Raw genomic sequence first — 24,205 nt, 5'->3', positions numbered from 1 at the left:
TCAGGGGGGTTCACGGATCAATCTTTACAGCACGCGGCTCGGCGGTTGTTGCGGCGCTCGTTCCTCATCCTTGCTGCCGTTTTCCTCGTCCTTGCCCTTGAAGGTGACACCAAGCACGTGAACATTGACTTCGACGACTTGCAGTCCGGTCATGCTCTCGATCGCACGCTTGATGTTATCTTGGATCTCGCCTGCAACTTCCGGGATCCGCACACCGTACTCTGCGACGATCGACACATCCACCGCGCATTGCTTTTGACCAACTTCTACCTTGACGCCTTTGGCGAGGTTCTTGCGGCCGAGCAGTTCGGCGATGCCGCCCGCTACGCCGCCCGACATCCCCGCAACGCCGCGGACTTCGGTCGCGGCGAGGCCGGCGATGATCTCGATCACTTCGTTCGCAATGCGAATGTTGCCCATATCGGTCGTATCATACTCCATATTCATGGCTGATTCGCTCCTTCCTCATCTTGTCCCTGTTTCTATTAGTATAAACTTCCTGTCCTTTTATGACAAAGGATACATTTCCAGAAACTTGGTGGTGACGTCACCTTCGATGAACTTCTCGTGACGGAGCACCTTTTGGTGGAAAGGAATCGTCGTTTTGATGCCGTCGATGGTGAACTCGCTCAAAGCGCGCTCCATGCGCAGGATCGCTTCTTCGCGGGTCGGCGCCCAAACGATCAGCTTGGCGATCATCGAATCGTAGAACGGAGTGACCGTGTAGCCTGGGAACGCAGCCGAATCGACGCGAACGCCAAAGCCGCCCGGCGGCAGATACGAGACGATCTTGCCCGGATTCGGCATGAAGTTCTTGTCCGGGTCTTCCGCATTGATGCGGCATTCGATCGCCCAGCCGTCAAAGACCACTTCTTCCTGAGTCAGGGTGAGCGGGAGACCTGCTGCGACACGGATCTGTTCTTTGATCAGGTCGATGCCGGTGATCATCTCGGTCACCGGATGCTCGACCTGAATGCGGGTGTTCATCTCCATGAAGTAGAAGTTGCCGCCTTCATCGTAGATGAACTCGATCGTGCCGGCACCGCAGTAGGAAACTGCCTTCGCCGCCGCTACCGCAGCCGCGCCCATCTCAGCGCGCTTCTCCGGCGTCAGCGCCGGAGACGGCGCTTCTTCGATCAGCTTCTGCATGCGGCGCTGGATGGAGCAGTCGCGCTCGCCGAAGTGGATCGCGTTGCCGTGCGAGTCGCCCATCACCTGGATCTCGACATGGCGCATCGAGGTGATGAACTTCTCCAGATAGACGCCGGCGTTGCCAAACGCTGTCTGCGCTTCCGTCTGCGCCATCTGGATCAGGCGGGCCAGCTCGTCCTTGGAGTTGGCGATGCGGATGCCTTTCCCGCCGCCGCCTGCCGTTGCTTTGATGATGATCGGGTAGCCGATCTCGTCGGCGATCTTCAAGGCTTCGTCAAGGTCTTCCACGAGGCCGTCAGTGCCCGGAACGATCGGCACGCCCGCCTTTTTCATCGTATCTTTGGCGACCGCTTTGTCGCCCATCTTCTCGATCGCTTCCACGCTCGGTCCGATGAACGTGATGCCACATGCTTTGCAGAATTCGGCAAAGTCGGAGTTCTCAGCCAGGAAGCCGTATCCCGGATGGATCGCGTCAACGCCGATCGAAGTGGCAAGCGACAAGATATTCTTGATGTTCAGGTAGGAATCTCTGGATAAGGTCGGTCCCACACAGTATGCTTCATCCGCCATTTTCACATGCAGGGCTTCACGGTCCGCCTCCGAGTAGATCGCGACGGTCGGAATGCCCAGCTCTTTGCAGGCGCGAATGACGCGCACCGCAATCTCACCACGGTTAGCAATCAGCACTTTATGAAACATCGTAGTCCCCCGTTCTAGTCAACCTTTACCAGGAAGAGCGGTTGACCGTATTCAACCAGCTGACCGTTTTCTACCAGCACTTCGACGATCTCGCCGCGCACGTCCGCTTCGATCTCGTTCATCAGCTTCATCGCTTCCACGATGCAGACGATCGTCTTCTCTTCGACGCGCGCGCCTGCCTTCACGTACGGAGCAGCGTCCGGAGCCGGCGAGCTGTAGAAGGTGCCGACCATCGGCGAGACCACTTTATGTAAGGACGGGTCATCCGCTTTCGGCGCTGCTGCCGGCGCCGGAACTTCAGCCGGAGCGGCCGGTGCTGCTGCCGGAGCCGGAGCGGCTGCCACAGGCGCTGCTACCGGAGCCGGTGCTGCCGGAGCGGCTTGTACGACCGGAGCCAGCACTTGCACGCCTTCTGCCGTCTTCTTGATCGACAGCTTGGCGCCTTCTATTTCGTAGTTGAATTCGGCGATGCTCGTCTCATCGAGCAGACGCACCAATTCGCGAATTTCATTGAGTTTGAACATGTTGTATGTCACACTCCTCGTGCATTTATGTAATTTCTTCGACACAACATCCACAATAGTATATCATAACCCAAGTTTTTCTTTCTACTTTTCGGTCAGTTAAAAAATCCCCCTCGCAGCGGATCGCCGCCAGGGGGACTTCTTTTGGATTAATTGTGCTTTTCTACGCTGACTTTAGAAGAGGAGACGCCCATCTCCTTCGAAACGATGCCGATGATCTTAACCGCTTTCAGTTTGTCGAGTTCCTGCGCCTGCACCGTGACGTGGAATTTGTTGTTGTCTTTCGCTTCGATGAACGCATCCGGGTAGCCTTCCCCGGTGATCAGGTCGATCGTGCTTTCGATCTTCTGGTCGAGGTTGTTCATCGTCTCCAGCTCTTTTTTCGCTTTTTCCACTTCGGTCGCATCTTTGCCGGATGCGATCAGGTTGTTCAGCTCTTCGACGCGGGCGGAGAATTTCTCTTGGGCATCGAGGTGCATTTTGATGAAGAAGTCGCTGCCTTCCGCTACCACCGGCTGCTCTTCGCCGCCTTTGTCCTGCTGGCTTGCCGTTTTCGCCGGGTCGGTGTTGACCGGCTCGACGTTGTTGTTGACCGTGTAGAAACCGATCAGCATGAGGGACAGCACCATCATCGTGGACAACCAGATCGTTTGACGCTTAGCCATTGTAAAATTCCTCCTTCAAGTTCACCGCATGAATTTTGAGCAGCTTATTTCTTCGGCAAAACTGAGATTTTATGTGGAGGCACCTCCAGCGCGCGCTGGACGGCTTCCTTGATCAACGCTACGGTCTTGATCTCTTCGGCGCCTTTGGCGACGACGACCACGCCGCGCACGCGGGGTTTGATCGTCTTCACCACCACCGGCTGTTCGACGCCGCTTTCGCGGGTCATCACCAGCTGGCCGTTCTTGTCGTATTGGGTGATGCCGCGGGTGCCGCCTTTGGTGTCGTTTTCATTGGTGGTCTGGCGGTTCTCCTGCAGATTCTCCGCGTAGATCACCTCTTCGCTGGAGTCGATCGTCACCATCACCGAAGCATCGGTGACACCGGTCACCATGTTCAGGATCTCGGTCAGCTCCGATTCGATCACCTGTTCATACCTCCCCATGTCACCGGGGTTGGAGTTGTTGACGACCTGGCCCGCTTCCGTCCCCTGCCCGGTCTGCAGCTTGGCGGTGTTCGGCGCGCTTTGGAACCAGGCCAAGGGGTTGAGCAGCAGGAGGACGCCCAGTCCGCCTAAGAGGATCAGCATCTTTTTGTTTTTCATCAGGTTTTGCATTTTCGTCTGCACGCTGTCTTTTTCCATCTCCTCACCTCCCCTGCGCTTCCTGCCAGATCACGCTGACGTTCGACTTCGGCAGCTGAAACTCGGTGGCCAGTTGCTGCAAGATCGCGCTCGTCGTCTCGTTGTCCACTTTCGGCGGCGGCTTCTGCCATTCGGTAGAATTGCCGCCGCCGATGATCACCGGTTCGACCTCTTCGACCGGCTTGGCCTCGCCTGTTCCCTGTTCCCGCTTCGGCATGACGATCACGGCGAGGTATTCGATGGCGGTCGGCCGGCCCTCCGCGTCTTGTGCGACCCGCAGTTCCACCGAGTCGACCGTCACCCCGTAGGCGTGTTCGACCGTCTGCTTCACATTGTCGGACACCATCGCTTTCCACTGCTCGACGGTGGTGCCGGCCTGCTGCTCCTGCAACCGCTGGCCTTGGGCGGTGATCTCGTCGATGCTTTTCATGCTGCCGACGCCTGCTTTGGAAAGGAACTTGTCGAGGGCAAAATCGAGCTCGTAGACCGAGGTGCCGTACAGTTTGAGCACGGGGCTTAGCATCAGCAGGATGATCAAAAGCCCCATCACCAGCTTCACATAGCGCTGCATGGCATTGTTCGGCAGGATCATGTCGAGCACGACCGCCAGGAAGATGACGAGGATCAGGCCCCGCATCCATTCGCTGAGAAACTCCATCATCTGCGCATCACCTCACCATCACCGACAGATTGCTCGCGGCGATGATCACGGTGATGGCGAGGAAGAACATGAAGCCGACCGTGGCGAGCGCGCCGAAGACGAGAATCAGACTCTTGCCGATCGTCGAGAGGCAGCGGATGATCGGCGAGTCGCCCAGCGGTTGCATCAGCGCTGCTGAGACGTTGTAGATCAAGGCGAGCGAGAGTACTTTCAGCGCCGGGAACGCACAGATCAACAGCACGATCCCGGCACCGGTGACGCCGAGGGCGTTTTTCAGGATCAGCGAGGCGCCAACCACCGTGTCGGCCGCGTCGGAGAACAGCTTGCCGACCACCGGCACAAAATTCGAGGAGACGTATTTCGCCGCCTTGATCGACACGCCGTCCGCCACAGCGCCGGCCGCGCCTTGCACCGACACGACGCCAAGGAAGATCGTGAAGAACACGCCGAGCACCCAGACGGCGGTGCCGCGCAGCAGGTTGGCAAGCTGCGTCACCTGATAGCGGCTGGAGATCTGACTGACCAGGGTGAGGATGGCGGAGAAGAAGATCAGCGGGAAGACCACGTACATGATCAGGTCGCCGATCACGTTGATCAAGAACACGATCAGCGGGTGGATCATCGCCGCCGACGCCAGGCCGCCTGTGGCGGCGAGCAAGGCGAGGTACATCGGGATCGAGGCGATCATAAAATCGACCATCGTTTGAATCGCTTCTTTCGCATACGTCGTGGCAGCGGCGAAAGATTGCACTGCGAGGATCATCAGGACCAGGAAACAGATCGCATGGGCGATCTTGGAGACGTTGTTCGCTTCAAACGCCGACTGCATCGATTCGAGCAGGGCGGCGAACACGGCGAGCACCAGGATCGTCCCGAGCAGCCTGGAGTTGAGGAACAGCTCGTGGAACAGGAACTTGAGCAGTCCCATCAGCACGCCTTTGAACACGACGCCAAGCTCCCCTTGCAGGATCAGCTCCAGCAAATGTCCTTTGATCTCCGGCGGCAGATACTCGCGGTACTCGGCGGTCAACTCCTCTAAAAATTGGTCAAATTCGTGCAGATCGAGCTCTTTGATCTGCTGTTCGACCAGCGGATCGGTGATCTGGCTGCCCGGCGCGCCGGGGGTTCCTCCGCCCGTCTGCACCTGCGGGATGCCGGTGCCAGGCGGCGAGGTGCCCTCCGCATGCGCGGTGAGGGAGCCGAAACTTGCCGCGATCAGCAGCGCCAGCAGAAACATCAGATGGTAAAACCGTTTGGGCATCGCCTCACCTCCCTTTCGTCAACTGGGCAAGAGCCCCATCACCAGCTCGATGATGCGCTGGATGATCGGCAATGCGAGCACGAGAATCAGGATTTTCCCTGCCAGCTCGATCTTCGATGCGATCGCGCCTTCGCCGGAGTCTTTGGCGATCTGTGCGCCAAATTCGGCGATGTAGGCGATTCCGATTATTTTTAAGATCGTCTGCAAAAAGATCATCTCCACGCCGGCCGCAACGGACAAGCGCTCCAGCAGGTGGATGACCAGGCTGATTTTGTCGAGCAAGAAGATGAAGATGAATACCCCGGTGACAAGCGAGATCAGAAAAGCGGTTTGAGGCGATTGCCCTCTGAGCACGACGATCAAAATGGTGGCGGCCAGTCCAAGCCCAACGATTTGGATGATTTCCATGTCTGTCGTACCCTTTCTGCAGCCGCCTGCGTTAATTCATCAAAAACACGTTGCGCACCTTATCGAACAGATCGCTGATGTACGTGATCACGGTGAGCATGATGACGATAAAACCGGTCAGCGTCGCCCAATGGGCGAACTCCTCTTTGCCGGACTGCTTGAGCACGGTGTGGATGACTGCAGTCAAGATTCCGATCCCGGCGATAAAGAAGATGGTGTTCACGTCTGAGTTCATGGCCGTCCCTCCTCAATACAAGAGAATCACGAGTGTCAGCCCCATCAGCGCCCCCAGATACCGCCACATCTTTTCATTTTTGGACTGCTCTTCGCGCGCGCCCTGCTCTTCGGTGCCAAGGTGCGCGATGGCGAGCTGTATGTGTTTGATCTGGTCCTGGCGGTCGGAGATGCCGAGCGTCTGGCCGAAGCTGTGCAGCACGCCGCGATCGCCCGCTTTTAAGCGCAGAGTCGCCTTGTGCCGCTCCAGCGTGTCGCGCCAGATCTCCCCGGCGGTAACACCCTGTCCTTCACGAAGCTTATGTCCAAGCTCGGCGAAAAATGTCCCGACCGGACCGGGGACCCGCTCTCCGATTTTGGCGGCCGCATCAGACAGCGGCGTCGCCGCGTACAAGATCTCCGTCTCCAGCAGCTTCAATGCGGTGATGAACAGTCGCAGCTGTTTGGAGCGCTCCGCATAGCGACTGGCCATCCGAAAGCCGAACAGGGTGGCGACGAGCAGGATGATGATGCTTCCCAGCAGCTTGATCATCCCACATCGCCCCTCGTCTGAATCTGGTCGCCCGTCCGGTCGTACACCCCTTCGATCGTGCACGGCCCGCGGCGGCGGGAGAGGACGATGTAGCGGGAGAAGGCACCGAGTTCGAACAGCTGCCGGAGCAACGGGCGGGTGCGGACCTCATGCATCCCAAAACCGTGCGCGGTGGTGATCACGGTGACGCCGGCGTGGATCGCTTCGAGCAGCGCCTGTCCGTCTTCAGCCCGTCCGATCTCGTCGGTGACCAGCACCTGTGGTGACATCGAGCGGATCATCATCGCCATGCCTTCCGCTTTTGGGCAGGCATCGAGCACATCGGTGCGCGGTCCGACGTCATGCTGCGGCGACCCGTGCCAGGAAGCGGCGATCTCAGAGCGCTCGTCGACGATGCCAACCTTTTGCCCGGCGATCTTCGGATGCAGCGCGCCTTGCGAAATCTTGCGGGCGAGGTCGCGCAGCAGCGTCGTTTTGCCGCATTGCGGCGGAGAGATCAGGAGCGTGTTGTGCAGGCGATAGGCGGCAGAGTCGATGAGCAGGTGCGCCACGCCTTCGCCTGCATGTTTTACGTCGCGGGCGATGCGGATGTTAAACGCGGCGATCTCTTTCATCCCCCGCACCTTGCCCGCTCCGTCGAGCAGCGTCCGCCCGGCGATGCCGACGCGGTGTCCGCCTTGGATCGTGAGATAGCCGCGCCGCAGCTCCTCTTCCAGCGCGTACAGCGAGGAACCGCTCATCAGGTTCAACGCTTGCGTCAAGTCTTCTTCGGTCAGCAGGCAACCTGCGTCTGGCGCTGCCGTCACTTTGCCTTGCAAGGACAGGAATCCGTCCTTGCCGCCGTATAAAATTTGCAGCGGCCGCCAAAGCCGCAGTCTGATCTCTTCCAATTGGCTCAGCACATCGGCGGGCATGCTCAGCACCGCCTGCCGGATGCGCGCCGGCAGCACGGGGGCGATCTGTTCGCGAATGACGCTCAAGATATCGCCCGTGCCCGGCGTGGTTCGTAAGATCATCTTTCTCTCACCCCTGTCCTATCGCGTTGATACTTCATTCCTATGAGCCATGTCCTACCGATAGACCAACAAGCCATGCAAATCTCCCAAAACTTTTTCATAGAGTCTGACCGCGAGTCTGCAAAGCGTGCAGGCAAAATAAAAAAAAACCCCGGCCTGCCTCTGCCAGAGTTTTTCGTTTATCCGTTTTCAGTTGTTGCCTCGAGGCGATCGAGCAGTTCCCGCAGCCTGTGCAAAAAGCGCTCATCATCCTGCACGGTCCGCTTTTTCGGTCCTTTGGTGCGCCCGCCGCCGCGGCGGTGTTTGGCGGCCGCTTCGCGCAGTTCGAGGATCAGCCCCATGTCATCGCTTGTGTATTCCTGACCGGTCACCGACAAGGCATAGCCCTGCCGGCTGAGCACCAGTGCCGACAAGCCGATGTCCTGGGTGATCACCACGTCGCCTTTTTGCATCCGGTTGGCGATGGCGAGGTCGACCGCTTGGGCGCTGCCGTCGACGACGAGGCGGTGCTCCGCTTGCGTCTCATGGTGGATGTTCGTCACCAGCACCACTTTGATCCCGCGTCGCTCGCCTTCCTGAAGCGTCGAGCGGACGGCTCCTTTCGGGCAGCCGTCGCCGTCGATCCAGATCGTCCTCACCGGCCCCGGCCTGTTCCGGACTTCTCTTTGACCTCGTCGACGAAGCTTTTGATCACCTGTGGCACATGCTGAATCGTGTCCAGCGTGTGGAACTTGCCGATCACCGGCACGTTCAGGTCGGCCTGGTCGAACGCCCAGCCCCCTTTGTCGGGCAGATGGATCGCGTGGATGCCTTCCTCCAGCGCCGGTCGGATGTCGTTGCGCGCCGAGTTGCCGATCATCCACGTGTGTTCGCGGCGCATGCTGTTCGTCGCAAGGATGTTTTGCAAGACATTCCGGTTCTTGTGCTCCGAGATAAAGCGGCGCTCCGCCGGGAAGATGTCTTCGAGGCCTGCCCGCTGCACTTTCGAGGTCTGGATCTCTTGATCGCCGCCCGTGTAGAGGTAGAGCTCATGCCCTTCTTTTTTCAAGTTCAACAGCGTCTCGTGCGCGTGCGGGTACAGCTCGACCGGTTTGACGTACACGCCGTAACCGATCGACAAGAGTTCTTTTTCATCCCGTTCGCTCGGCTGTTTGCCATGCTTGTCACACATCAGGCGGTAGGTCGCCACCAGCGACTCCGGGAAGCGGTCTTTGCCCAATCCGTGCTGCACGATGCCGGACAGGTCGATGTTGTGCTGCGTCTCATCGACCATGCGGATGTCGAGCGGGTAGTCTCGAAAGAAATCGGCCATGGCAGCGAAGAACTCGTCGCGAGCTTCATTAAAAAAACGATTGCAGTGAATCAAGGTATCATCGAGGTCAAACAACAGGTGCTGCTCCATGCTGCGTCCCCTCCTTTCGATAGGTTCTACCATTATAATGAAAAATGAAAAAACCGACAACCAAATGGTCGCCGGAGGATCAGACCGCGAGTCCCCGCTCCCCGTTTTACGCGGGGAACGGGTTGATGATCAGATACGCGATCCATAGCGCCGCCGCCACCGCCGCACCAACCAGCGCCCACAGCAGCATGCCGCGTCCGTAGCGCGAGAACAGGCCGGTCAAAAAGCCCATCGTCCACGGAGCCGGGGTGTTCGGATAGGCCGCATGATATTCTTCTTCGATATCGGTATACTGCTTGTGCAATTTTTCTTCAAATTTATCATCGAACTTCTTGCGTTCCTGCAGCTTTTGATCTTCGTGGTTCATGTGACCATTCCCCTCCTTTTGTCATAGCGTTTGTTCCTTATCTCATTTTCATTCCCACGCGGCGAACCTCAACTTCATAGTCGATGTTGATCTGCGTCTTCGGAAACTCGTCAGACCAGTTCTTGCTTTCAAATTCGCGCGGGTATTTCGCCCGCACTTTGTTGCCCATGCCGAACACGTCGACGCGGTACTCCTTTTGGCAAAGCGCGACGAGCTTGCGAGCCCGCTTGTTCAACTCTTCGGAGATCGCACTTTCGATTAATTTGACCACTTCTTTTTTCCGATAGTCGAGGTCGCACATCGATTCGACCACATCGAGTTCGAGCATGATGCTGACGTTCATGCGGAACGTGTCCTGCACCGGCTCGATCTTGTTTTTGACATGGACTTTTTTGGGATGGACGGTTATGTATTTCCGCTCGCTGCCATCTGCTCCATTTTGCGCGTAGGGGCAGGGAATGGTGATGTCGCCGCCGATCGCCTTGTCCTTGATGTTCAGAAGCACCCAAGATTCTTCATCATTCAGCTTGCCGACCATCTGGTCATCATGAAACAAAGCAAGCCCCCGCCATTTGATGTCCTGTTTGTTCGACTGGACGATGTTGGCGGTCGGCTGGATCCCGCTCGAGGAGCGGTCGATGAACCAGCGCCCCAGTGTGATGTCGGGAATGCGGCCACGCTTCGCTCCGTTTTCAATCAGGTCCATCACAAAGACGATCGGGATCTGCTCCAGCTTGGGATCGGCCTGCAGCAGTTCGACCGCCTGCCCGGGGGTGATCAGCACCCACAACAGACGCCGCATCTGCGGGCTGCGGCGCAGCGAGTCGACAATGCCAGACATGTCGATGCCGGCCACCCGCTCGGAGACAGCGATGACGCGCGTGTGCCCGTAAAAGAGCTCCTGATTCAAACGCTGCTGCAAGTTGCGCATCGCATCGGCCATCGACAGGCCGGTCGCGCTCATCACTTTGACCGCGCTTTTTCCCCCTTCGCCGCCCCCGCCGCCGGAACCGGCGATTTTGATCGGAATCGGGATCTGCACCGACAGCTTGATCTTCGGCCGCTCCCCTGCTTTCATTTCAGCCAGATCGATCGCCATCGCCACCACCGATGTGCGCTGTTCCAGCTCCTTGCGGTCCCAACAGCCGGTCAATAGCACCGCGGCGAGGCACACGATCAGCATGAGCGGCAAGATCCGTTTAGGACGCTTCATGCACCGACGCCTCCTTTTCGCCCGATTCCGCTTTTCGGCCATCCATCTTGCGCACCATCGACAAGAGCAGCAGGCAGAGCGGCAGCACTCCTGCGACCACGATGCCGATATAGCCGATCATCTCGAGGTAATAAAACAGCTCTTGGATGTTCTGCGCCACTTTCATGGCGATGAAATAGCTGGCCACATAACAGAACAATGACGACCAGAGCGGCTTTTTGATGCCGAACAGCTTTTTGATCGACCAGTTGGCGCAGTAGAACCAGTTGCCGGCCGACGTGAACACCGCCGCCACCCAGACCCCGAGAAAAACGGCTTCCAGCCGCTCGAGGATCAGCCCCGGCACATTGACCGACTTGATCAATTCCAAAGTCGGCCACGACTGCCGGGAGAGTTCTTCATAGCCGAAGCTCATCGTGCCGGCGATGACGATCAGCAGATAGACGATGCCCGGCAGCAGCACTCCGTAGACCTGATAGCGCAACAGCTTCTTGTCATACTTGATATTGCTGTTAAACATCAGCATGATCTCCATACCTAGAAACGTATCGAGAGCGGGCAAAATGGCCATCGCGATGCCCATCAGATGCATCGTCGGGAACAGCGGCATGATGTATTCGAACTTGGCGTTTTGATAAGCCGACACCGAGATGAACAGCACGGGAACGACGACGATCACCAGCAGCACTTCGTTGACCCGCGCCACCACTTCGCTGTCATAAAAAGAAAAGTAAAAGCACAAAAAGAGCATCGTGCCGACGATCACTTCCAGCGGCGTATTGACGAGCACCGCCGTGACGACCACTTCGCCAAATGTGCGCGCCACCAGACCTGTCACGATCAGCCAGAAAGCTGTATAGAGCAGGATGATGGGAAAGGAAAGCACGTTGCCGACCCACGGGTGTTTCTTGCTGCCGAGCAGTTCGCGGCACAGCTCGACCAGCGTTTTCCCCGGAAAGCGGGCGCACAGCTTGCCGATGAGCAGCACCGCTGCGATCGAGATGAGCAGCGCGATCAGTACCGCCACCCAGCCGTACTGATGGGCGTCGGCAGTACTCGAGCGCGGCAGTGTCAGCACGCCGACGCCGATGATCGTCGACGCGATCACCGACATGCTTTGCGAATAGGTGAAAATATAGTACGGTTTCTTACGGTTCCTGCGGCCGTTCGGCCGGCCCTTCGCTTGCTGAGTCATGTTCGACATCCTCCGCCGATGAAGAGTTGATGCGTTTGCGTTCTTGGTCTTTTGCGAACACGTCAGGACGTTTGGTCATCTTGTAAAGCGGGATGCGGATCATCGAATCGCCAAGGGCGCGAAACGTCCCTTGCGTAAACGGCGAGAGATAGGGAACGCCAAACGATTTCAGCGAACACAGATGGACTACGATGATGATCAAAAACAGCATCACGCCGTAGAGTCCGAACATCGCGGCGAGCAGCATGATCGGGAAGCGCAGCATGCGCAAGGCGATCGCCGCGTTGTAGGACGGGGCGGCAAAGGAGCCGATCGTCGTCAGCGCCACAACGATGACCATGATCGGCGAGACGATCCCCGCCTGCACTGCCGCTTCGCCGACGATCAAGGCGCCGACGATGCCGATGGTCGGACCGATCGGTCCGGGCAGCCGTACGCTCGCTTCCCGCAGGATCTCGATCGAAACTTCCATCGCAAACGCTTCGACGACCGACGGAAACGGCACTGTCGCCCGCCCTGCCGCCATGGCGATGACCAGTTTGGACGGGATCATCTCCGGGTGAAAGGAGGAAAACGAGATATACAACGACGGCAAGAGCAGTGCCATCGTCATCGACAGGGCCCGGATAAAGCGCAACAGCGTCGAGATCAGGAAGCGCTCATAATAGTCCTCCGGGCTGTGGTAAAACTGGGTCAGGACGCTGGGGGCGATCAAGGCGTATGGCGAGCCGTCGACGAGGATCACCGCTTTGCCTTCCAGCAGGTTGGCGGCCGCTTTGTCGGGTCGCTCGGTGTTTTGAATCTGCGGAAACGGCGACCAGTGGTTGTCCTCGATAAACTGTTCGATGTAGCCGCCTTCAAACACGCCGTCCAGTTCGATCTCCGTGATCCTTCGCTCGATCTCGTCGATGATCCCCTGCTGCGCCACACCTTCGATATACACGACCGCCACATCGGTGTTGCTGCGCGCTCCGACGGTGAAATTTTTAATCCGCAGGTCGGGGTCTTTGATCCGGCGGCGGAGCAGGGCGGTGTTGATCCGAAGCGTCTCCCCAAACGCGTCGCGGGGGCCGCGCACGACCGATTCGCTCTTCGGCTCGTCGACGCTGCGCTTGGCCCAGCCTTTGGCGGAGATGACGAGCGCCTCCTGACAGCCGTCCAGCAAGAGCGCTGTGTCGCCGGTGAGCACCACTTTGATCACGTCGCGCAATCGTACGACCGCACGCAGTTCCCCGACCGGCAAGGTGTTTTTCATCAGGTATTGCGCCGCTTCGGACGGTGCAAACGCTGGGTCCTGAGCATCGCCCGGCGCGGTCAGCATCATCGAGCGCAGCACGTCTTCATGGATGCGATTCGAATTGGTCAGGCCGTCGATCATCAGAATCGCCGCACGCAACCGGGGATCCCCGCCATAGCAAAACTCGCGGACCACCACATCGTCGCTGTGGCCCAAATGCTTTTTCAGCCAGGCGATATTTTGATCGAGCGCGGCAGACAGTGCATCACCGTCCAGCGCCTCAACCTTCTTTGCGAAGCGCTGCTCATCGATCTGTTGCCTGCGCTGCTCGTTGCCGTTGCGTCTGATGCGGACCACATCCTGTTCCTCCTTCCCGGTCAGAAACATGCAAAAAGGCCATCCTATGTCTCGTTAGGATGACCTTTCCAAGCTAGATTATTTATTTCTCCATCATTTCCACGTAAAGCTCGTCGTAAAAGCGGGCTTCCGACAGCGCGATCGTCACGCCGGCCCGATAGATCGTCTGCAGGTGCTCCGGCGAAGAGAAGTCGAGCAGCACGTCTTTGCAGAGCTGATAGTGGCGCGGCTCGTGCGTATCGGCGTGCGCCATCCAGAAGCCGACGTTGACCCGAGTCTCCTCGTTGTAGTTCGGGTGGCGAAGTCCCTGCCCGATCTCGCCCATCACCAGCCCGGCAAACAGCTCCGAGCCGAGCCCGACAGCCGCCATCGCCTCCAGCGTCGTCGCGTTTTTCAAAAACGAGAGGAACGACTCGACCGCTTTCTTGGTGGCGCCGCCGACCGGATAGTCCGGCACGTGCTCGTCGCTGATCGCGACATCTGGCGCTACGCTTTCCAAAAACGTGCGGTACATCTTCGAGTGGTAGCCTTTCGGATTGCCACGCCCCGCTTCGTCCCACATGTTGTCGACGAGCGGCACCCACCAGCGGTCGAGCGGTTCGACCGCCGCCACGGCGGCACCCAGCACACGCGGGAAGTTGCGGCTGTAATAGCTGTATTGCAGCGCAAATTCGCGCAGCTGTGCCGCTGTAAAACCACCGCTGTGCAAGGTTGTCAAAAAGCGGCCGCCGAGGATCGTCTTTTCCACTTCGGCAAGCACGGCCTGTTCCACCTCTCTGTAGGTTTGAAACGCCGGCAATTCTTGTACCATCCAGTCGTTCATCGTTTGTGACATCTGAAGCCCTTCTTTCGTTCAAATCGAGTAATCAAAGCGAGTTACGTTGATGATTGCTTTCCTTTTTTCGCCCGGTAGACGCGATAGCCCAAGCGGTGCTTGAAGCTGTCGGTCACCCGCTGATGCTGCTCCCAGATCTGATAGACCTTGGGGTCGATCTCGTCCGACAGGTTGAATTCCGGCAAGACGTTTGCACCCGACTTTTCGTCCGGCAGCGCGGAGGCGACTGTGCCGCCTTTGACGGTGCGCACCTCGCGCAGCCCGGCTTTTTGCAGCCGGCCGATCCATTCCGCTTCGGTCGGCACCACTTTTGTGCCGTAGACGCCGTGCAGCTCCTGCAGTTCCTGCGCCGACAAGGGGCGCTCCGCCGTCATCTCCAAATCGAGCAGCACCCCGCCCGGGCGCAGCACCCGCGCGTATTCTGGAAGCGATCTGGCCAGATCGGTGAACACCGTCACCGATTCGATGAGCACCAGATCGAAGCGGCCGCTTGGAAACGGCAGCTTGTTGGCGTCGCCTTTCAGCAGTTTGACGGGCAGCTTTTCCTTGGCAAAGCGTTCCTGTGCCTTCTTTCGCATCAGCGGATGCAGATCGACCGCCGTCACTTGGCACCCGTACGTGCGCGCCAGATAAGCGGCCGTCTGCCCCGTCCCGCAGCCGACGTCGAGCACCCGCGTCGTCCGCTGCAATCGCTCCCCGGCCAGCACTTCCTCGGTCAGCGCAATCCCGCCCGGATGGGCACCGCCGATCCCGAATAATGCCAGCAGGTCCTGATAGCTCATTTCCCCCATGCTCCCACGCTCCTTCTAGGAGCATTGTATGTACGGAAGTGATGCCTTCTGTGTTTATGATAAGAAAAAATCAGGATTTGGCAAGCGCCGGACGAAAGATTGAAAGTTGCCGCAGTTTCAGATAGGCGTAATACCCAAGCGCGTTAAATAAAATGATCATCAGCGCCCAAAACACCGTGATCGGCCGCCGCGAGTAGACGTTGAGGATGCCCCAAGCGCCAAACAGCACCCAGTACGCGAACAGGAACACAGCACCAAGCATAAAATATCCACTGCTGAACAGCCATTGCTGCAACGTCACGGAGAGCGCTTTTCCCTGATCTCCGACCGGGATCATGGCACCCGTGTAGAGCGTATAGAATAAGAGTCCATCCACACGCTGCACGTTGCCGCTTGCATCGATCGGCAACTGGGCGGGGTAGGTGAACGTATACGGCACCCATTCCTTCATATCCCGGATCACAGCAGATGCGCTGCGCAAGGACAGATGATCGTCCACAGCCGCCTGCAAGCTCGCTTGAAGCTCCGGCGTGATCTCCGCGCCAATCTTGCCGGCTGCCGCGTCTGCGAACAATTCGTGGTTCAACCGTTTCACCACGATGTTATGCAGCCCTTCATTCCAGGCGAAAAAACTTCCAATCACCAGCATCCCCAGCAGCCCGAAGACCAGCGCCGTCTTGAACAGCCACCGCGCATAGGTCTTGCGAATCCGATACAGGCTCTCCAGTTCCTCCGTCACCCGCTGCGGTTCGCCAAATCGCTCCAGCGCCTTTGCCAATGCATCCTCTTCCGGCAGCCCGGCCCCCAGCAGGTCTTCCACGCTCATGATCAGATGTCCGGTCATCTCTTCGCGAAATTCGGAGATCACCGCTTCCGGCTCGTCCAACTGCCGGCACATCGCCTCTACCTGGCGTCCGATGCGCTGCAGCGCATTGGGGCTCAGCCTCTGCTCTTGCAACATCACTACTCCACCTCCTGCAGAAATCGGTCGATCATTCCCTTGAGGTACTCCCACTCCTGTTTCTTGCCGCGCACGCGCGCCAAGCCGTCTTCCGTCAAGCGATAATATTTGCGCCGCCCGCCGCCGCTGGCCGCATCGTCCCAAAACGAGGTGGCATATCCCTGCTTCTCCAACCTCTTCAAAGCGATGTACAGGGTTGCCTCTTTCATCTCAAAGTCTCCACCGCTCGTTTCCCGGGCCTGCTTGGCAAGCTCGAACCCATATTTGGGGCGGTCGGCCAGCATGCTGAGCAGAATCGTATCGATGTAGCCTTTGAGAACTTCTTTGTCAAAGTTCACCAATTCCACCTCCCATCACCATCATATAACGAACTACCTCACTATACAAGGTAGTTTGACAAAAAAAAGCCCGGGTCAGTTCCCAGGCCTTATCGTGCCGGCAAAACGCCTTCCAGCTCCAAGAGCACGCTTTTCAGGTCGGTGCGCGGGCCGGCATAGCCGACGAGACTGCCGTTTTTGCCGATCACGCGGTGACAGGGGATCAGGATCGGCAGCGGGTTGTGGCGGTTGGCCTGGCCGATGGCGCGCGGCCCTTTCGGTTTGCCGATCCGCTCGGCGATCTGTACGTAGCTGCGCACTTCACCGTACGGAATCTCGCAGAGGGCAGCCCAGACCTGCTGGCGGAACGGCGTGCCGTGCACCGACAGCGGCAGGTCGAACTCGCGGCGCTCCCCTTGAAAATACTCCCGCAGCTGCCACACCGCCTCGCTGCACCGCACAGTGTCACGGGGCACCCCGCCCCGCTCCGCCGCATACGCTTCCCACTCGGCAGCACTGAGCGCCACCTTGCACACACCCGCCTCGTCGACCGCCACATAGAGCTCGCCAAGCGGTGTGTCGACCGTGTCATAGCTGATCTTCATCGTTCGCTCACCCTTTCTTCCTGCGCAGCGCGCCGATCAGAAAATAGACGGTAAACGGCAGCGCCAAGCCGATCAGCACCATGCCGCCCGAGTAGGCGAGCCACTCCTGATGCAATTCGGCATAGCGGTACGCCTGCTGACCCTGCACGAGGAAAATCCGCCATTCCACATCTTTGTACTGACCGTACAGAATGACGAGCAGCACAACTTCCACCACCAGAGCAACACTCCAGAACAATCGCTTCTTCACAGCACTCACCCTTCCGACCGGTTCTTCATCTCCCGCAGATATTCGACGAGCGCCTCCATCATCTCCGCATCGCCGATCTCCTGCAGGTCGCGCTCTGCGGCGCCGTACCGCCCGACGATCGACTCCCGCACGTAGCCGTTCAGATCTTCCGGTATGTAATCGCGAAGCCGCTTCTCCTCCACGCCGAAAAAGTAATCGACCGGACAGCCCAGCACTTCTGCCAGACCGGCGATCACCTGCATCGACGGGTTCTTCTTGACCCCGCGCTCCAGTTCGCTGATATAGTTAGCCGACACGCCGATGCATCCGGCCAGCTGCGCCCCGGTGATATTCCGCTTCTGGCGCGCCCGGCGAATGCGCTCGCCCAGCTCTGACATGTTCCCGCACCTCCGAACACACGTTCTCACGCTAAAACGAACCTGACAGGCAAAAAGAGCGCCTGAGTGAGCTAATCGCCCCTCTCCGCTCCCCTTCGCCCCTCAACCTTTCGACTCACACTATAGTTTCAACCTATAATCAAAACTACCAAAAACACCCTCTGCGGCACCCATTATACCAAGAGCACCCCATTCCTGCTAGGGAGGTATCGAGCATGCAATCTCTGATCCTGATCCGCTGGCCAAACGAAGAGACGGGCGGTCATTTCCGCATCCCCGGCTGCCTGGTCGCCCCGAACACCGCGCTGGCCCTTTTTGACGGGCACGTTGAAGTCCACCTCGTGGAAGCGACCGGCTCCCCCGGCGAATACGACCTGCGCTATGCGTCCAATCCCCTGTTTTACGTCGGCGACGACCTGCCGGAGATCTTCTACGACCTGCGCCACCTCACGCTGGCCGAGCTCGCCGGCAAATACACGCACAGCGACTTCTACTCGCCCCGCCACCCGCAGCTCTAACTCTTGCCGAGCAACCGATGCACGATCGGCCAGTCGGCCGGCGCCATGTCGAGCGTCAGGAGCTCCTCCGGCTGCACATAGCGCACATCGTGCACATCCAACCGGCGCAGTTCCCCCCGCAGGTAGCGGCAGCGGTAGCCGATCAGCACGATGTGGCGGTCCTGATACGCATGGGACACCACTTCCAGCACGTCCTCCGCCGCGATCTCGATGCCGAGCTCCTCAGCGATCTCCCGCGCCAAACCAGCCCGCGGATCTTCACCCCACTCAAGCTTGCCGCCGGGAAATTCCCATTTCAGTCCCATATGCGCGTCCGGTTTGCGCTGGGCGACCAGCACCTTCCCGTTTTTTTCGATCACAGCCGCCGTGACGACGAGCTGTTTCATGCCGGGTCCTTGGGCAGACGAGTCAGCGTCAGCGTGAAGGAGCCGCTCTCCAGCGTCACTTTCTGCTCGTGCAGATCGACTTCCGTATCTTGCGGATCGATCGGCATCGTAACCGCACTCGGCTCCTCTGCCTCCTCCGGCCCGCTCATCTCCTGAAACAGAAATTCCAGCGCCACTTCCTCTTCCAATTCGGACATCACGATATCGCACAGGTCGAGCCTGCCGTTAAACTGGGCCAGCACGAGTTCGGTCACCGACTCCCCGCGCTCCACTTGCATCTCCAAACGCACACTCACCCGGTCATCTGCAAATAAGGTCTCGAGGATCTGCACCAGATCTTCCAGCCCGCTTACCGGTTCAAACATTTCCAGCGATTCCATCGTCAATTCGATTCCTCCGTTCTTTCTCTAAATTTTATCACTTGTATCCGCAGTTTGTCGAAAGCGAGTCTCATCTATGCTAAAATAACACATAAGCATCATTATCAACCTTCCAAGGGGGAATTGCACATGGAAAAACCGGTGATCACACTGGCCTACTGCAACATGTGAAACTACTTGCCCAAAGCCGTCAGGTTGACGGACGAACTGCTTGGACATTTTATGACGAAAATCGGTGAATTCACACTGGTCCCGGCGAGCGGTGGCGTTTTTGAAGTCACGTTCAACGGAGAGCTGATCTTCTCCAAAAAGGAACTCGGCCGCTTCCCGGAAGACGGCGAAGTCCTCGAACTTCTCAAACCGCGAATTCTCTAACATACCAAAAGGCAGTCTGCACATCGCAGACTGCCTTTCTTATTGCACCTTTTATTGCGAAACGTAAAACGTCACATCGGCGCCTTTTGACGCTTTTGTGCCGGCTGCCGGAGACTGGCTGTACACCGTGCCGGACGGTGTGTCGCCTTTGTTGATGTAAAACGAGTAGTGGTACCCGTGCTTGAGCATCAACTGCTCCGCTTCCTGCTGGCTCAAGCCGCGCAGGTCGGGAATCTCACCTTCTGCGACCGGCTTTTGGGTCCCCCCGCCGGCCGGGTTGCCCGCAGATTCGCCCGGATTCCCGCCCGGTGAGGACGTGCCGTTGACCGTCAGGATGATCAGCTTTTCCTGACCCTGCACGCTCTCGCCCGGGTCAACCGACTGGCGATAGATCTTGCCTTTGGTCTCGCCGTCATCCGTCACGCTGTATACCCACTGGATCTTCGCTTTCGGATAGCCGTTATCGGCGAGGGCCTGCACCGCTTCCTGTTCCGTCTTGCCGAGCAGATTCGGCATCGCAAACTGCCGCGCGCCCTGCTGGCGCTCATCGGTCGACGCCGTGGAAGTCTCATCCCCGAGCGACCACCACAAGCCGCCGATGACCAGCACGACCACGAGCAGCACCCCGATGTACGGCAGCAGGGAAAAACGCTTCGGCGCACTCTCTTCCGCGACTTTCTTCGCAAATTCCATGTGGCGCAGCTTGGCGACCTTCTCGATCCCTTCCTGAGCGGCTTCCAGCACCGAATCTTTCATCCGCTCGATGTAAGTGCCACCTGCCGCTTCCGACTCGGCCGGGCGGTCGACCTGCTGGCCAAGCGCATGGTGCACCGCTTTCACGTCGCGATGCAGATCATGGATGCCGCCATAGCTGCCTTGGGAAGCGAATCCGAGCGCCCTAAGCACGATGCGTTCCAGACGTTCCGGCAGCCAGCTGTGCACGCCGCCCGCCCCCTGCAGGCTCAGATGCAGTTCCTGCACCACCTGCGGCACCGGCGCCAGGTGCGAAAACGGCTTGCCGGTCAACATCTCGCACAGCAGCACGCCGATCGTCTTGATCAGGTCCTGCTCCGTCTGCGCCCGCCCGGACAAGAGCGGTCCATAGCCGATCACTTTCAAAAAGCCGTCCTGATTGATCAGCACCGTGCCCGGCTCGATCGAGATCTGCAAGATCCCGTGCTTCTCCGCCTGCACGACCGCGCTGGCCAGTTGGCGGGCGATGTCGATCGCCGTCTCCGCCGTGACTGCGCCTTGTACGCGCAGCCAGCGGGACAGCGTATCCCCTTCCAGATCTTCCGTAATCAAATATATGCCTTCCGCTTCGACGACCACATCATAGACTCCAAGCAGATGCGGATGATGCAGTCCGGCCGCTTTGGCGATTTCCTGTTCCCAATGTTGACGGTTCGAATCCGTCACGTTTCCCGGCAAGCGTTTCACCGCCACTTGACGCATCAGCGACTCATCGTGTGCCAAAAACAGATCGGATGCACCGCCAATCGCTTCCAGCAGCCGGTACCGGCCTGCCAAGATTCGCTCGTTCATGCCAATCCCCCCGTCGTATTCCCCGCGCTGCAACCATCGGACAAACTTCGCGGGCCATCATATACGTAATACGTATCAAAACCGTGGATTATGCGGGTAACATTTCTACTAGTTTATACCTTCCCGTCGATAGATAGACGCGAAACGCTAGAATGTAACCGAAATGTTACTTTGGCGTTGAACCGATACGCTCCTTACTTCTTCGTCAAACGCAGCCATTTTTGAGGGTATGCCAGTGCGCGCTCAAAAGTTCCGGCAGTTGCGACAGGTCGCCGATCTCAACGGCAAGCGCCGGGTCGGGGCAGGTCTCTTCCCGCCGGTTCAGCCAGAACGCTTTGATGCCCAGCTGTGCGGCACCCGTCACGTCCGATTGCCACGAGTCGCCGATCATCACCGCCCGCTCAGGCGTCCCGCCCGCCAGTTGCAGCGCCGCTTCAAAAACGCTCCGCTCCGGCTTCTGCGCGCCGGCCGCCTCTGAGGTGAGCAGATGATCGACCAGCCCTTCCATCGCACACTCTCGCAATTTTCCCTGCTGCACCGACGTAAATCCATTCGTCACGACGACGATCTTCGCCCCCTGTTCGCGCAGCCAGCGCAGGAGTTCATGCGCGCCCGGCACCGCGCGGCGCGAACGGCGATACGCGGCTTGGTAGCGCTCCGTCAACGCGTCTATTTCACGTTCCGCGAGCTCCTGCCCGCACCCGGCAAACAGCCGGCGAAAGCGTTCCACCCGCGCCTGCTCCAGCGTCAGATTGCCTTTTAACACTTCGCTGTGCATGCTGTCCAGCATGATCCAAAATTCATGCTCCAGCGCCTCGACCGTCTTTTGCTGCAATGCCGGATGTTCCTGCCACAGCGTGCGGATGCCCGCCTGGGAGGAATGGCGGTGATCGGACAGCGTTTCATCCAAATCGATCAATACCACGTTCATTTTACGATCCCCTTTTGCATAAACCGTTCCCGCACCGCATATCAATCTCGTAAACCACTTGCTAGGAACGGAGGAAGTATTCATGTACAAACACGTGCTGATTCTGCAAAAAAACGCCTGCTCCACCTTGCTGGAAGAGATCTCCGCCGACCCGACCCCGGTCTACGCGGCCGCCGTGCTGACGATCGACTCGTCTGCCGAAGCGGTGCAAGTCCTCGATGGTCTGGTCTGGGAGCATGTCATCCTCGCCGCGGCAGATGCCGACTGCATTCCGGCTTTGGAAGTCGCCGCCGGACTGCCCGGTCGCATCGCCGGACTCCTGCTCTTGAACCCGCCGGAGATCTCGATGGCTCTGCCGGCAGTCGTCCCCACCCTCGTGCTGACGACAGGCGGACACGTTCCGCCCGCCAAACTGATGGCTGAGCACTTCCGCCTGCAGGACAACCCGAGCGGCCAGCTGCGCGAGATCATGAGCGCATTCCTGACACTTCGCGTCGCGTAACCGCTCTCCCTTCCTTCAGTTTGACGAACTATTGGTGGCAAATGTTTCTTCTTTTCCGATATAATAAAGGGAAGAAACAACGCTGAAGGGAGGGACAGCTATGTCGCCGCAAGTGCAAAAGCTGCAGATCAACTACAAGACCCTCGAGGAGTTCCGCAAATTCCGGGAAAACGGTTTGGAAGAGCTGTCGATGATGGAGGATTTAAAAGCAGACCTGGTCGAAGATCAGACTGTCTCGCCCTTTTACGGGATCTACGAAGAAGGCAAACTTGTCGCCCGCATGAGCCTCTACCGCATTCTCGACAAATATGACCGTTACTTCGATCCGCCTACCACCTACCACGAACTGATGAAGCTGGAAGTGCTCCCCGGCTACAAAGGCAAAGGCTACGGCGCGATGCTCGTTCAGTTTGCCAAAGAGCAGGGCCTGCCGGTCAAGACCAACGTCCGGCTTGGCGCACAGGATTTCTTCCTGAAACTCGGCTTTCAACCTGTCAAATACGACCCGGTGCGCGACCGCGGGGAGAACCCGTACGTCTGGCAGCCGCAAGCGTAATCACCTTCCACTGGGCGCTCAACTTTTTGACGCCCAGTTCTTTTTCTTGTAAACTAACGGGGAATTATTTTGCCCGATAGAAAGGAGGCAGCAACATGCTGACCCCTGATAAGATCGAACGCATCAACGTGCTCGCCCGCAAGAAGAAGGCTGGCACGATGACGCCGGAAGAAGCGAAGGAACAACTTGCCCTGCGCGAAGAGTACCTGAACGTGTTCCGCGCGAACTTCCGCGACCAATTAGAAGCGATCGAGTTTGTCGATGACGACGGCTCGACGAAACACTAAACAAAGTGCGCCGACCACAGGTCGGCGCACTTTCTTGTTTTTCGCTTTCGGAAACGGCTGGTGCAGCTCCGCCACCTGGTACGCGACAGGACGAACGTCACGCTGTCCGCTCCTATTTCATCCGCTCCAGATTCCCGTTTTCCTCCATCACAAACGCCGCCGGACTCGCTTCGATCAACGGCTCGCCGACGAATGCCAGTTTGCGCGCCCGCTCCATGATGCCGACCAAGGCGGAGTGGTCTTCCTTGACGAGGGTCAGCTCCTGTCCGACCCGGTTCAACTCCGCCCTTAGCTTGCGGTTCTCCTCGCTGAGCCGGACGTTTTCGGCCGTCTGCACCGCCAATTCGCGCTCCAGTTTGGTGAGCCGAGTCTGCAGCTGTCCGACCGTGCCTTTTTGCCCTTTCAAAAACTTTAGCACCGCCGGCCAATCCAGCGCCGCCACAGCTCCCTCCGCCGCGCTCTCCCAACCGGCCGGCTCAGGAACGGCCGTCCCTTCCGCCTCGGCCCGCCCCTTCACTTCTTTCCACTGCGCCTTGGCGATCTCGATCTGCGCCACATACTCTTTGCGCACGTTCGCATTCCAGCGGTAGCCGGTGGCGGCCGCCGTCCGGCCAAGCGACTTGCTCGCCTCCTGAAACGCGGCCAATTGCGTGCTGCCGCTGCGCACATGGCGCAAGATGACCTCAGCGAGCAAGGAGTCGTCAGCTTGGGACCACGCATCTTGACGCACTTTTTTCATCATAGGGCCCTCCTTCGCCAGATGAATTGTCTGAAAAGTATAGGTTCTATATGTATATGCAATTCAACGAAATTAAACCTCAAGATGCGCGCAACGCAAAAACCACCTCTTTCCAATTTATAGAAAGAGGTGGTGTCCACTACCCGACCTGACGAATCAAACGACGCAGCACATGCCACATCCGCTTGCGGCGGAAATACATGTTTCGAAGCTCCATCACGCCCGCCACGACCCCTGCGATCGTGGAGACGATCCGCAAGGTACGCATCACTTTTACAGCCATCGT

The 24,205-nt window shown here is 58.4% G+C and carries 35 protein-coding genes; 5 read left to right on the top strand and 30 right to left on the bottom strand.

Annotated elements, in window-relative coordinates; translation table 11 throughout:
• Positions 1–24: 24 nt before the first annotated feature.
• The 24 genes from EV586_RS16440 to EV586_RS16325 all read right to left on the bottom strand — a co-directional run bounded on the left by EV586_RS16440 (position 25) and on the right by EV586_RS16325 (position 17,700).
• The gene (locus EV586_RS16440) at positions 25–447 is read right to left on the bottom strand and encodes an Asp23/Gls24 family envelope stress response protein (RefSeq protein ID WP_132946202.1); all 423 of its coding nucleotides are present in this window, start codon (positions 445–447) and stop codon (positions 25–27) included.
• A gap of 60 nt (positions 448–507) precedes the next feature.
• Complete coding sequence (accC, locus tag EV586_RS16435) at positions 508–1,851, bottom strand: acetyl-CoA carboxylase biotin carboxylase subunit (RefSeq protein WP_132946201.1); 1,344 nt, start codon at positions 1,849–1,851, stop codon at positions 508–510.
• Positions 1,852–1,865: 14 nt separating this feature from the next.
• Positions 1,866–2,375, bottom strand: a complete 510-nt coding sequence (accB, locus tag EV586_RS16430) for an acetyl-CoA carboxylase biotin carboxyl carrier protein (protein WP_132946200.1) — start codon at positions 2,373–2,375, stop codon at positions 1,866–1,868.
• 149 nt (positions 2,376–2,524) lie between these two features.
• The gene (locus EV586_RS16425; RefSeq protein WP_132946199.1) at positions 2,525–3,040 is read right to left on the bottom strand and encodes a SpoIIIAH-like family protein; all 516 of its coding nucleotides are present in this window, start codon (positions 3,038–3,040) and stop codon (positions 2,525–2,527) included.
• Between the two features lie 44 nt (positions 3,041–3,084).
• Positions 3,085–3,681 carry a stage III sporulation protein AG gene (spoIIIAG, locus tag EV586_RS16420; RefSeq protein ID WP_132946198.1) on the bottom strand — a complete coding sequence of 199 codons (597 nt, stop codon included), beginning with the start codon at positions 3,679–3,681 and terminating at the stop codon, positions 3,085–3,087.
• Positions 3,682–3,685: 4 nt separating this feature from the next.
• Positions 3,686–4,342 (bottom strand): stage III sporulation protein AF, encoded by a 657-nt coding sequence (spoIIIAF, locus tag EV586_RS16415; protein ID WP_132946197.1) that lies wholly within the window; start codon positions 4,340–4,342, stop codon positions 3,686–3,688.
• 7 nt (positions 4,343–4,349) lie between these two features.
• A complete protein-coding gene (spoIIIAE, locus tag EV586_RS16410) occupies positions 4,350–5,603 on the bottom strand; it encodes a stage III sporulation protein AE (RefSeq protein WP_132946196.1) in 1,254 nt (417 codons plus the stop codon).
• Between the two features lie 18 nt (positions 5,604–5,621).
• The gene (gene spoIIIAD / locus EV586_RS16405) at positions 5,622–6,011 is read right to left on the bottom strand and encodes a stage III sporulation protein AD (RefSeq protein ID WP_132946195.1); all 390 of its coding nucleotides are present in this window, start codon (positions 6,009–6,011) and stop codon (positions 5,622–5,624) included.
• Positions 6,012–6,042: 31 nt separating this feature from the next.
• Positions 6,043–6,246 carry a stage III sporulation protein AC gene (gene spoIIIAC, locus EV586_RS16400; protein WP_087457573.1) on the bottom strand — a complete coding sequence of 68 codons (204 nt, stop codon included), beginning with the start codon at positions 6,244–6,246 and terminating at the stop codon, positions 6,043–6,045.
• 12 nt (positions 6,247–6,258) lie between these two features.
• A complete protein-coding gene (gene spoIIIAB / locus EV586_RS16395; RefSeq protein ID WP_132946194.1) occupies positions 6,259–6,777 on the bottom strand; it encodes a stage III sporulation protein SpoIIIAB in 519 nt (172 codons plus the stop codon).
• The gene (gene spoIIIAA, locus EV586_RS16390; protein ID WP_132946193.1) at positions 6,774–7,793 is read right to left on the bottom strand and encodes a stage III sporulation protein AA; all 1,020 of its coding nucleotides are present in this window, start codon (positions 7,791–7,793) and stop codon (positions 6,774–6,776) included. Before spoIIIAA ends, spoIIIAB begins: the two co-directional genes overlap by 4 nt.
• A 179-nt stretch (positions 7,794–7,972) precedes the next feature.
• A complete protein-coding gene (locus tag EV586_RS16385; RefSeq protein WP_165898661.1) occupies positions 7,973–8,431 on the bottom strand; it encodes a YaiI/YqxD family protein in 459 nt (152 codons plus the stop codon).
• Positions 8,428–9,195: an HAD family hydrolase gene (locus EV586_RS16380; RefSeq protein ID WP_165898660.1), complete on the bottom strand. Its 768-nt coding sequence runs from the start codon at positions 9,193–9,195 to the stop codon at positions 8,428–8,430. Before EV586_RS16380 ends, EV586_RS16385 begins: the two co-directional genes overlap by 4 nt.
• Before the next feature lie 106 nt (positions 9,196–9,301).
• Complete coding sequence (locus EV586_RS16375; RefSeq protein WP_132946190.1) at positions 9,302–9,562, bottom strand: hypothetical protein; 261 nt, start codon at positions 9,560–9,562, stop codon at positions 9,302–9,304.
• Positions 9,563–9,599: 37 nt separating this feature from the next.
• Positions 9,600–10,775 (bottom strand): Ger(x)C family spore germination protein, encoded by a 1,176-nt coding sequence (locus EV586_RS16370; protein ID WP_165898659.1) that lies wholly within the window; start codon positions 10,773–10,775, stop codon positions 9,600–9,602.
• Positions 10,762–11,970, bottom strand: coding sequence for a GerAB/ArcD/ProY family transporter (locus EV586_RS16365; RefSeq protein ID WP_165898658.1), 1,209 nt, complete (start codon positions 11,968–11,970; stop codon positions 10,762–10,764). Before EV586_RS16365 ends, EV586_RS16370 begins: the two co-directional genes overlap by 14 nt.
• The gene (locus tag EV586_RS16360) at positions 11,924–13,564 is read right to left on the bottom strand and encodes a spore germination protein (RefSeq protein ID WP_243653067.1); all 1,641 of its coding nucleotides are present in this window, start codon (positions 13,562–13,564) and stop codon (positions 11,924–11,926) included. Before EV586_RS16360 ends, EV586_RS16365 begins: the two co-directional genes overlap by 47 nt.
• Before the next feature lie 82 nt (positions 13,565–13,646).
• Complete coding sequence (locus tag EV586_RS16355) at positions 13,647–14,399, bottom strand: iron-containing redox enzyme family protein (protein WP_243653066.1); 753 nt, start codon at positions 14,397–14,399, stop codon at positions 13,647–13,649.
• Between the two features lie 41 nt (positions 14,400–14,440).
• A complete protein-coding gene (locus tag EV586_RS16350) occupies positions 14,441–15,190 on the bottom strand; it encodes a class I SAM-dependent methyltransferase (protein WP_132946186.1) in 750 nt (249 codons plus the stop codon).
• A 70-nt stretch (positions 15,191–15,260) separates the two neighbouring features.
• Positions 15,261–16,151, bottom strand: coding sequence for a permease prefix domain 1-containing protein (locus EV586_RS16345; protein WP_132946185.1), 891 nt, complete (start codon positions 16,149–16,151; stop codon positions 15,261–15,263).
• A 2-nt stretch (positions 16,152–16,153) separates the two neighbouring features.
• On the bottom strand, positions 16,154–16,489 hold the full coding sequence (locus EV586_RS16340; RefSeq protein ID WP_132946184.1) for a PadR family transcriptional regulator: 336 nt from the start codon (positions 16,487–16,489) through the stop codon (positions 16,154–16,156).
• An 89-nt stretch (positions 16,490–16,578) separates the two neighbouring features.
• Positions 16,579–17,073, bottom strand: coding sequence for a methylated-DNA--[protein]-cysteine S-methyltransferase (locus tag EV586_RS16335; RefSeq protein WP_132946183.1), 495 nt, complete (start codon positions 17,071–17,073; stop codon positions 16,579–16,581).
• A 7-nt stretch (positions 17,074–17,080) separates the two neighbouring features.
• Positions 17,081–17,323, bottom strand: a complete 243-nt coding sequence (locus EV586_RS16330; RefSeq protein WP_132946182.1) for a hypothetical protein — start codon at positions 17,321–17,323, stop codon at positions 17,081–17,083.
• 5 nt (positions 17,324–17,328) lie between these two features.
• Positions 17,329–17,700: a helix-turn-helix domain-containing protein gene (locus tag EV586_RS16325; protein ID WP_132946181.1), complete on the bottom strand. Its 372-nt coding sequence runs from the start codon at positions 17,698–17,700 to the stop codon at positions 17,329–17,331.
• A 215-nt stretch (positions 17,701–17,915) separates the two neighbouring features.
• Here EV586_RS16325 and EV586_RS16320 point away from each other — a divergent pair, with 215 nt between their 5' ends.
• Complete coding sequence (locus EV586_RS16320; RefSeq protein ID WP_132946180.1) at positions 17,916–18,218, top strand: hypothetical protein; 303 nt, start codon at positions 17,916–17,918, stop codon at positions 18,216–18,218.
• On the opposite strand, the gene EV586_RS16315 is transcribed toward EV586_RS16320, so the two are convergent.
• Entirely contained in the window at positions 18,215–18,604 is a 390-nt protein-coding gene (locus EV586_RS16315) for a (deoxy)nucleoside triphosphate pyrophosphohydrolase (protein ID WP_132946179.1), read from the bottom strand. The two genes, EV586_RS16320 and EV586_RS16315, sit on opposite strands and share 4 nt — an antisense overlap.
• Positions 18,601–18,990, bottom strand: a complete 390-nt coding sequence (locus EV586_RS16310; protein ID WP_132946178.1) for a hypothetical protein — start codon at positions 18,988–18,990, stop codon at positions 18,601–18,603. The genes EV586_RS16315 and EV586_RS16310 overlap by 4 nt, the downstream gene beginning before the upstream one ends.
• 171 nt (positions 18,991–19,161) lie before the next feature.
• Between EV586_RS16310 and EV586_RS21665 the strand changes: the two genes are divergently transcribed.
• Complete coding sequence (locus EV586_RS21665) at positions 19,162–19,359, top strand: Rdx family protein (protein WP_132946177.1); 198 nt, start codon at positions 19,162–19,164, stop codon at positions 19,357–19,359.
• A gap of 51 nt (positions 19,360–19,410) precedes the next feature.
• Here the strand turns inward: EV586_RS21665 and EV586_RS16300 are convergent, their stop codons facing one another.
• Together EV586_RS16300 and EV586_RS16295 are read right to left on the bottom strand one after the other, a co-directional pair.
• Positions 19,411–20,904, bottom strand: coding sequence for a PASTA domain-containing protein (locus EV586_RS16300; protein ID WP_132946176.1), 1,494 nt, complete (start codon positions 20,902–20,904; stop codon positions 19,411–19,413).
• Positions 20,905–21,109: 205 nt separating this feature from the next.
• Positions 21,110–21,835, bottom strand: a complete 726-nt coding sequence (locus tag EV586_RS16295; protein WP_165898656.1) for an HAD family hydrolase — start codon at positions 21,833–21,835, stop codon at positions 21,110–21,112.
• An 82-nt stretch (positions 21,836–21,917) separates the two neighbouring features.
• Between EV586_RS16295 and EV586_RS16290 the strand changes: the two genes are divergently transcribed.
• The 3 genes from EV586_RS16290 to EV586_RS16280 all read left to right on the top strand — a co-directional run bounded on the left by EV586_RS16290 (position 21,918) and on the right by EV586_RS16280 (position 23,180).
• Entirely contained in the window at positions 21,918–22,337 is a 420-nt protein-coding gene (locus EV586_RS16290; RefSeq protein WP_132946174.1) for a hypothetical protein, read from the top strand.
• Positions 22,338–22,437: 100 nt separating this feature from the next.
• Entirely contained in the window at positions 22,438–22,893 is a 456-nt protein-coding gene (locus tag EV586_RS16285) for an N-acetyltransferase (protein WP_132946173.1), read from the top strand.
• Positions 22,894–22,988: 95 nt separating this feature from the next.
• Positions 22,989–23,180: a DUF896 domain-containing protein gene (locus tag EV586_RS16280; RefSeq protein ID WP_132946172.1), complete on the top strand. Its 192-nt coding sequence runs from the start codon at positions 22,989–22,991 to the stop codon at positions 23,178–23,180.
• Between the two features lie 112 nt (positions 23,181–23,292).
• Here the strand turns inward: EV586_RS16280 and EV586_RS16275 are convergent, their stop codons facing one another.
• Together EV586_RS16275 and EV586_RS21220 are read right to left on the bottom strand one after the other, a co-directional pair.
• A complete protein-coding gene (locus EV586_RS16275; protein WP_132946171.1) occupies positions 23,293–23,919 on the bottom strand; it encodes an RsfA family transcriptional regulator in 627 nt (208 codons plus the stop codon).
• A gap of 139 nt (positions 23,920–24,058) precedes the next feature.
• Complete coding sequence (locus EV586_RS21220) at positions 24,059–24,202, bottom strand: hypothetical protein (protein WP_165898655.1); 144 nt, start codon at positions 24,200–24,202, stop codon at positions 24,059–24,061.
• Positions 24,203–24,205: the final 3 nt, after the last annotated feature.

It is taken from the genome of Tumebacillus sp. BK434, assembly GCF_004340785.1.
Classification (GTDB): Bacteria; Bacillota; Bacilli; order Tumebacillales; family Tumebacillaceae; genus Tumebacillus_A.
This window is presented reverse-complemented; position numbering and strand designations above follow the sequence as displayed.

Excerpts from the sequence above, each read along its gene's own strand:
- EV586_RS16440 (WP_132946202.1), bottom strand. The coding sequence starts at position 447 with ATGAATATGGAGTATGATACGACCGATATGGGCAACATTCGCATTGCG.
- accC (WP_132946201.1), bottom strand. The coding sequence starts at position 1,851 with ATGTTTCATAAAGTGCTGATTGCTAACCGTGGTGAGATTGCGGTGCGC.
- accB (WP_132946200.1), bottom strand. The coding sequence starts at position 2,375 with ATGTTCAAACTCAATGAAATTCGCGAATTGGTGCGTCTGCTCGATGAG.
- EV586_RS16425 (WP_132946199.1), bottom strand. The coding sequence starts at position 3,040 with ATGGCTAAGCGTCAAACGATCTGGTTGTCCACGATGATGGTGCTGTCC.
- spoIIIAG (WP_132946198.1), bottom strand. The coding sequence starts at position 3,681 with ATGGAAAAAGACAGCGTGCAGACGAAAATGCAAAACCTGATGAAAAAC.
- spoIIIAF (WP_132946197.1), bottom strand. The coding sequence starts at position 4,342 with ATGATGGAGTTTCTCAGCGAATGGATGCGGGGCCTGATCCTCGTCATC.
- spoIIIAE (WP_132946196.1), bottom strand. The coding sequence starts at position 5,603 with ATGCCCAAACGGTTTTACCATCTGATGTTTCTGCTGGCGCTGCTGATC.
- spoIIIAD (WP_132946195.1), bottom strand. The coding sequence starts at position 6,011 with ATGGAAATCATCCAAATCGTTGGGCTTGGACTGGCCGCCACCATTTTG.
- spoIIIAC (WP_087457573.1), bottom strand. The coding sequence starts at position 6,246 with ATGAACTCAGACGTGAACACCATCTTCTTTATCGCCGGGATCGGAATC.
- spoIIIAB (WP_132946194.1), bottom strand. The coding sequence starts at position 6,777 with ATGATCAAGCTGCTGGGAAGCATCATCATCCTGCTCGTCGCCACCCTG.
- spoIIIAA (WP_132946193.1), bottom strand. The coding sequence starts at position 7,793 with ATGATCTTACGAACCACGCCGGGCACGGGCGATATCTTGAGCGTCATT.
- EV586_RS16380 (WP_165898660.1), bottom strand. The coding sequence starts at position 9,195 with ATGGAGCAGCACCTGTTGTTTGACCTCGATGATACCTTGATTCACTGC.
- EV586_RS16375 (WP_132946190.1), bottom strand. The coding sequence starts at position 9,562 with ATGAACCACGAAGATCAAAAGCTGCAGGAACGCAAGAAGTTCGATGAT.
- EV586_RS16370 (WP_165898659.1), bottom strand. The coding sequence starts at position 10,775 with ATGAAGCGTCCTAAACGGATCTTGCCGCTCATGCTGATCGTGTGCCTC.
- EV586_RS16365 (WP_165898658.1), bottom strand. The coding sequence starts at position 11,970 with ATGACTCAGCAAGCGAAGGGCCGGCCGAACGGCCGCAGGAACCGTAAG.
- EV586_RS16355 (WP_243653066.1), bottom strand. The coding sequence starts at position 14,399 with ATGTCACAAACGATGAACGACTGGATGGTACAAGAATTGCCGGCGTTT.
- EV586_RS16350 (WP_132946186.1), bottom strand. The coding sequence starts at position 15,190 with ATGGGGGAAATGAGCTATCAGGACCTGCTGGCATTATTCGGGATCGGC.
- EV586_RS16345 (WP_132946185.1), bottom strand. The coding sequence starts at position 16,151 with ATGTTGCAAGAGCAGAGGCTGAGCCCCAATGCGCTGCAGCGCATCGGA.
- EV586_RS16335 (WP_132946183.1), bottom strand. The coding sequence starts at position 17,073 with ATGAAGATCAGCTATGACACGGTCGACACACCGCTTGGCGAGCTCTAT.
- EV586_RS16325 (WP_132946181.1), bottom strand. The coding sequence starts at position 17,700 with ATGTCAGAGCTGGGCGAGCGCATTCGCCGGGCGCGCCAGAAGCGGAAT.
- EV586_RS16320 (WP_132946180.1), top strand. The coding sequence starts at position 17,916 with ATGCAATCTCTGATCCTGATCCGCTGGCCAAACGAAGAGACGGGCGGT.
- EV586_RS16315 (WP_132946179.1), bottom strand. The coding sequence starts at position 18,604 with ATGAAACAGCTCGTCGTCACGGCGGCTGTGATCGAAAAAAACGGGAAG.
- EV586_RS16300 (WP_132946176.1), bottom strand. The coding sequence starts at position 20,904 with ATGAACGAGCGAATCTTGGCAGGCCGGTACCGGCTGCTGGAAGCGATT.
- EV586_RS16295 (WP_165898656.1), bottom strand. The coding sequence starts at position 21,835 with ATGAACGTGGTATTGATCGATTTGGATGAAACGCTGTCCGATCACCGC.
- EV586_RS16290 (WP_132946174.1), top strand. The coding sequence starts at position 21,918 with ATGTACAAACACGTGCTGATTCTGCAAAAAAACGCCTGCTCCACCTTG.
- EV586_RS16285 (WP_132946173.1), top strand. The coding sequence starts at position 22,438 with ATGTCGCCGCAAGTGCAAAAGCTGCAGATCAACTACAAGACCCTCGAG.
- EV586_RS16280 (WP_132946172.1), top strand. The coding sequence starts at position 22,989 with ATGCTGACCCCTGATAAGATCGAACGCATCAACGTGCTCGCCCGCAAG.
- EV586_RS16275 (WP_132946171.1), bottom strand. The coding sequence starts at position 23,919 with ATGAAAAAAGTGCGTCAAGATGCGTGGTCCCAAGCTGACGACTCCTTG.
- EV586_RS21220 (WP_165898655.1), bottom strand. The coding sequence starts at position 24,202 with ATGGCTGTAAAAGTGATGCGTACCTTGCGGATCGTCTCCACGATCGCA.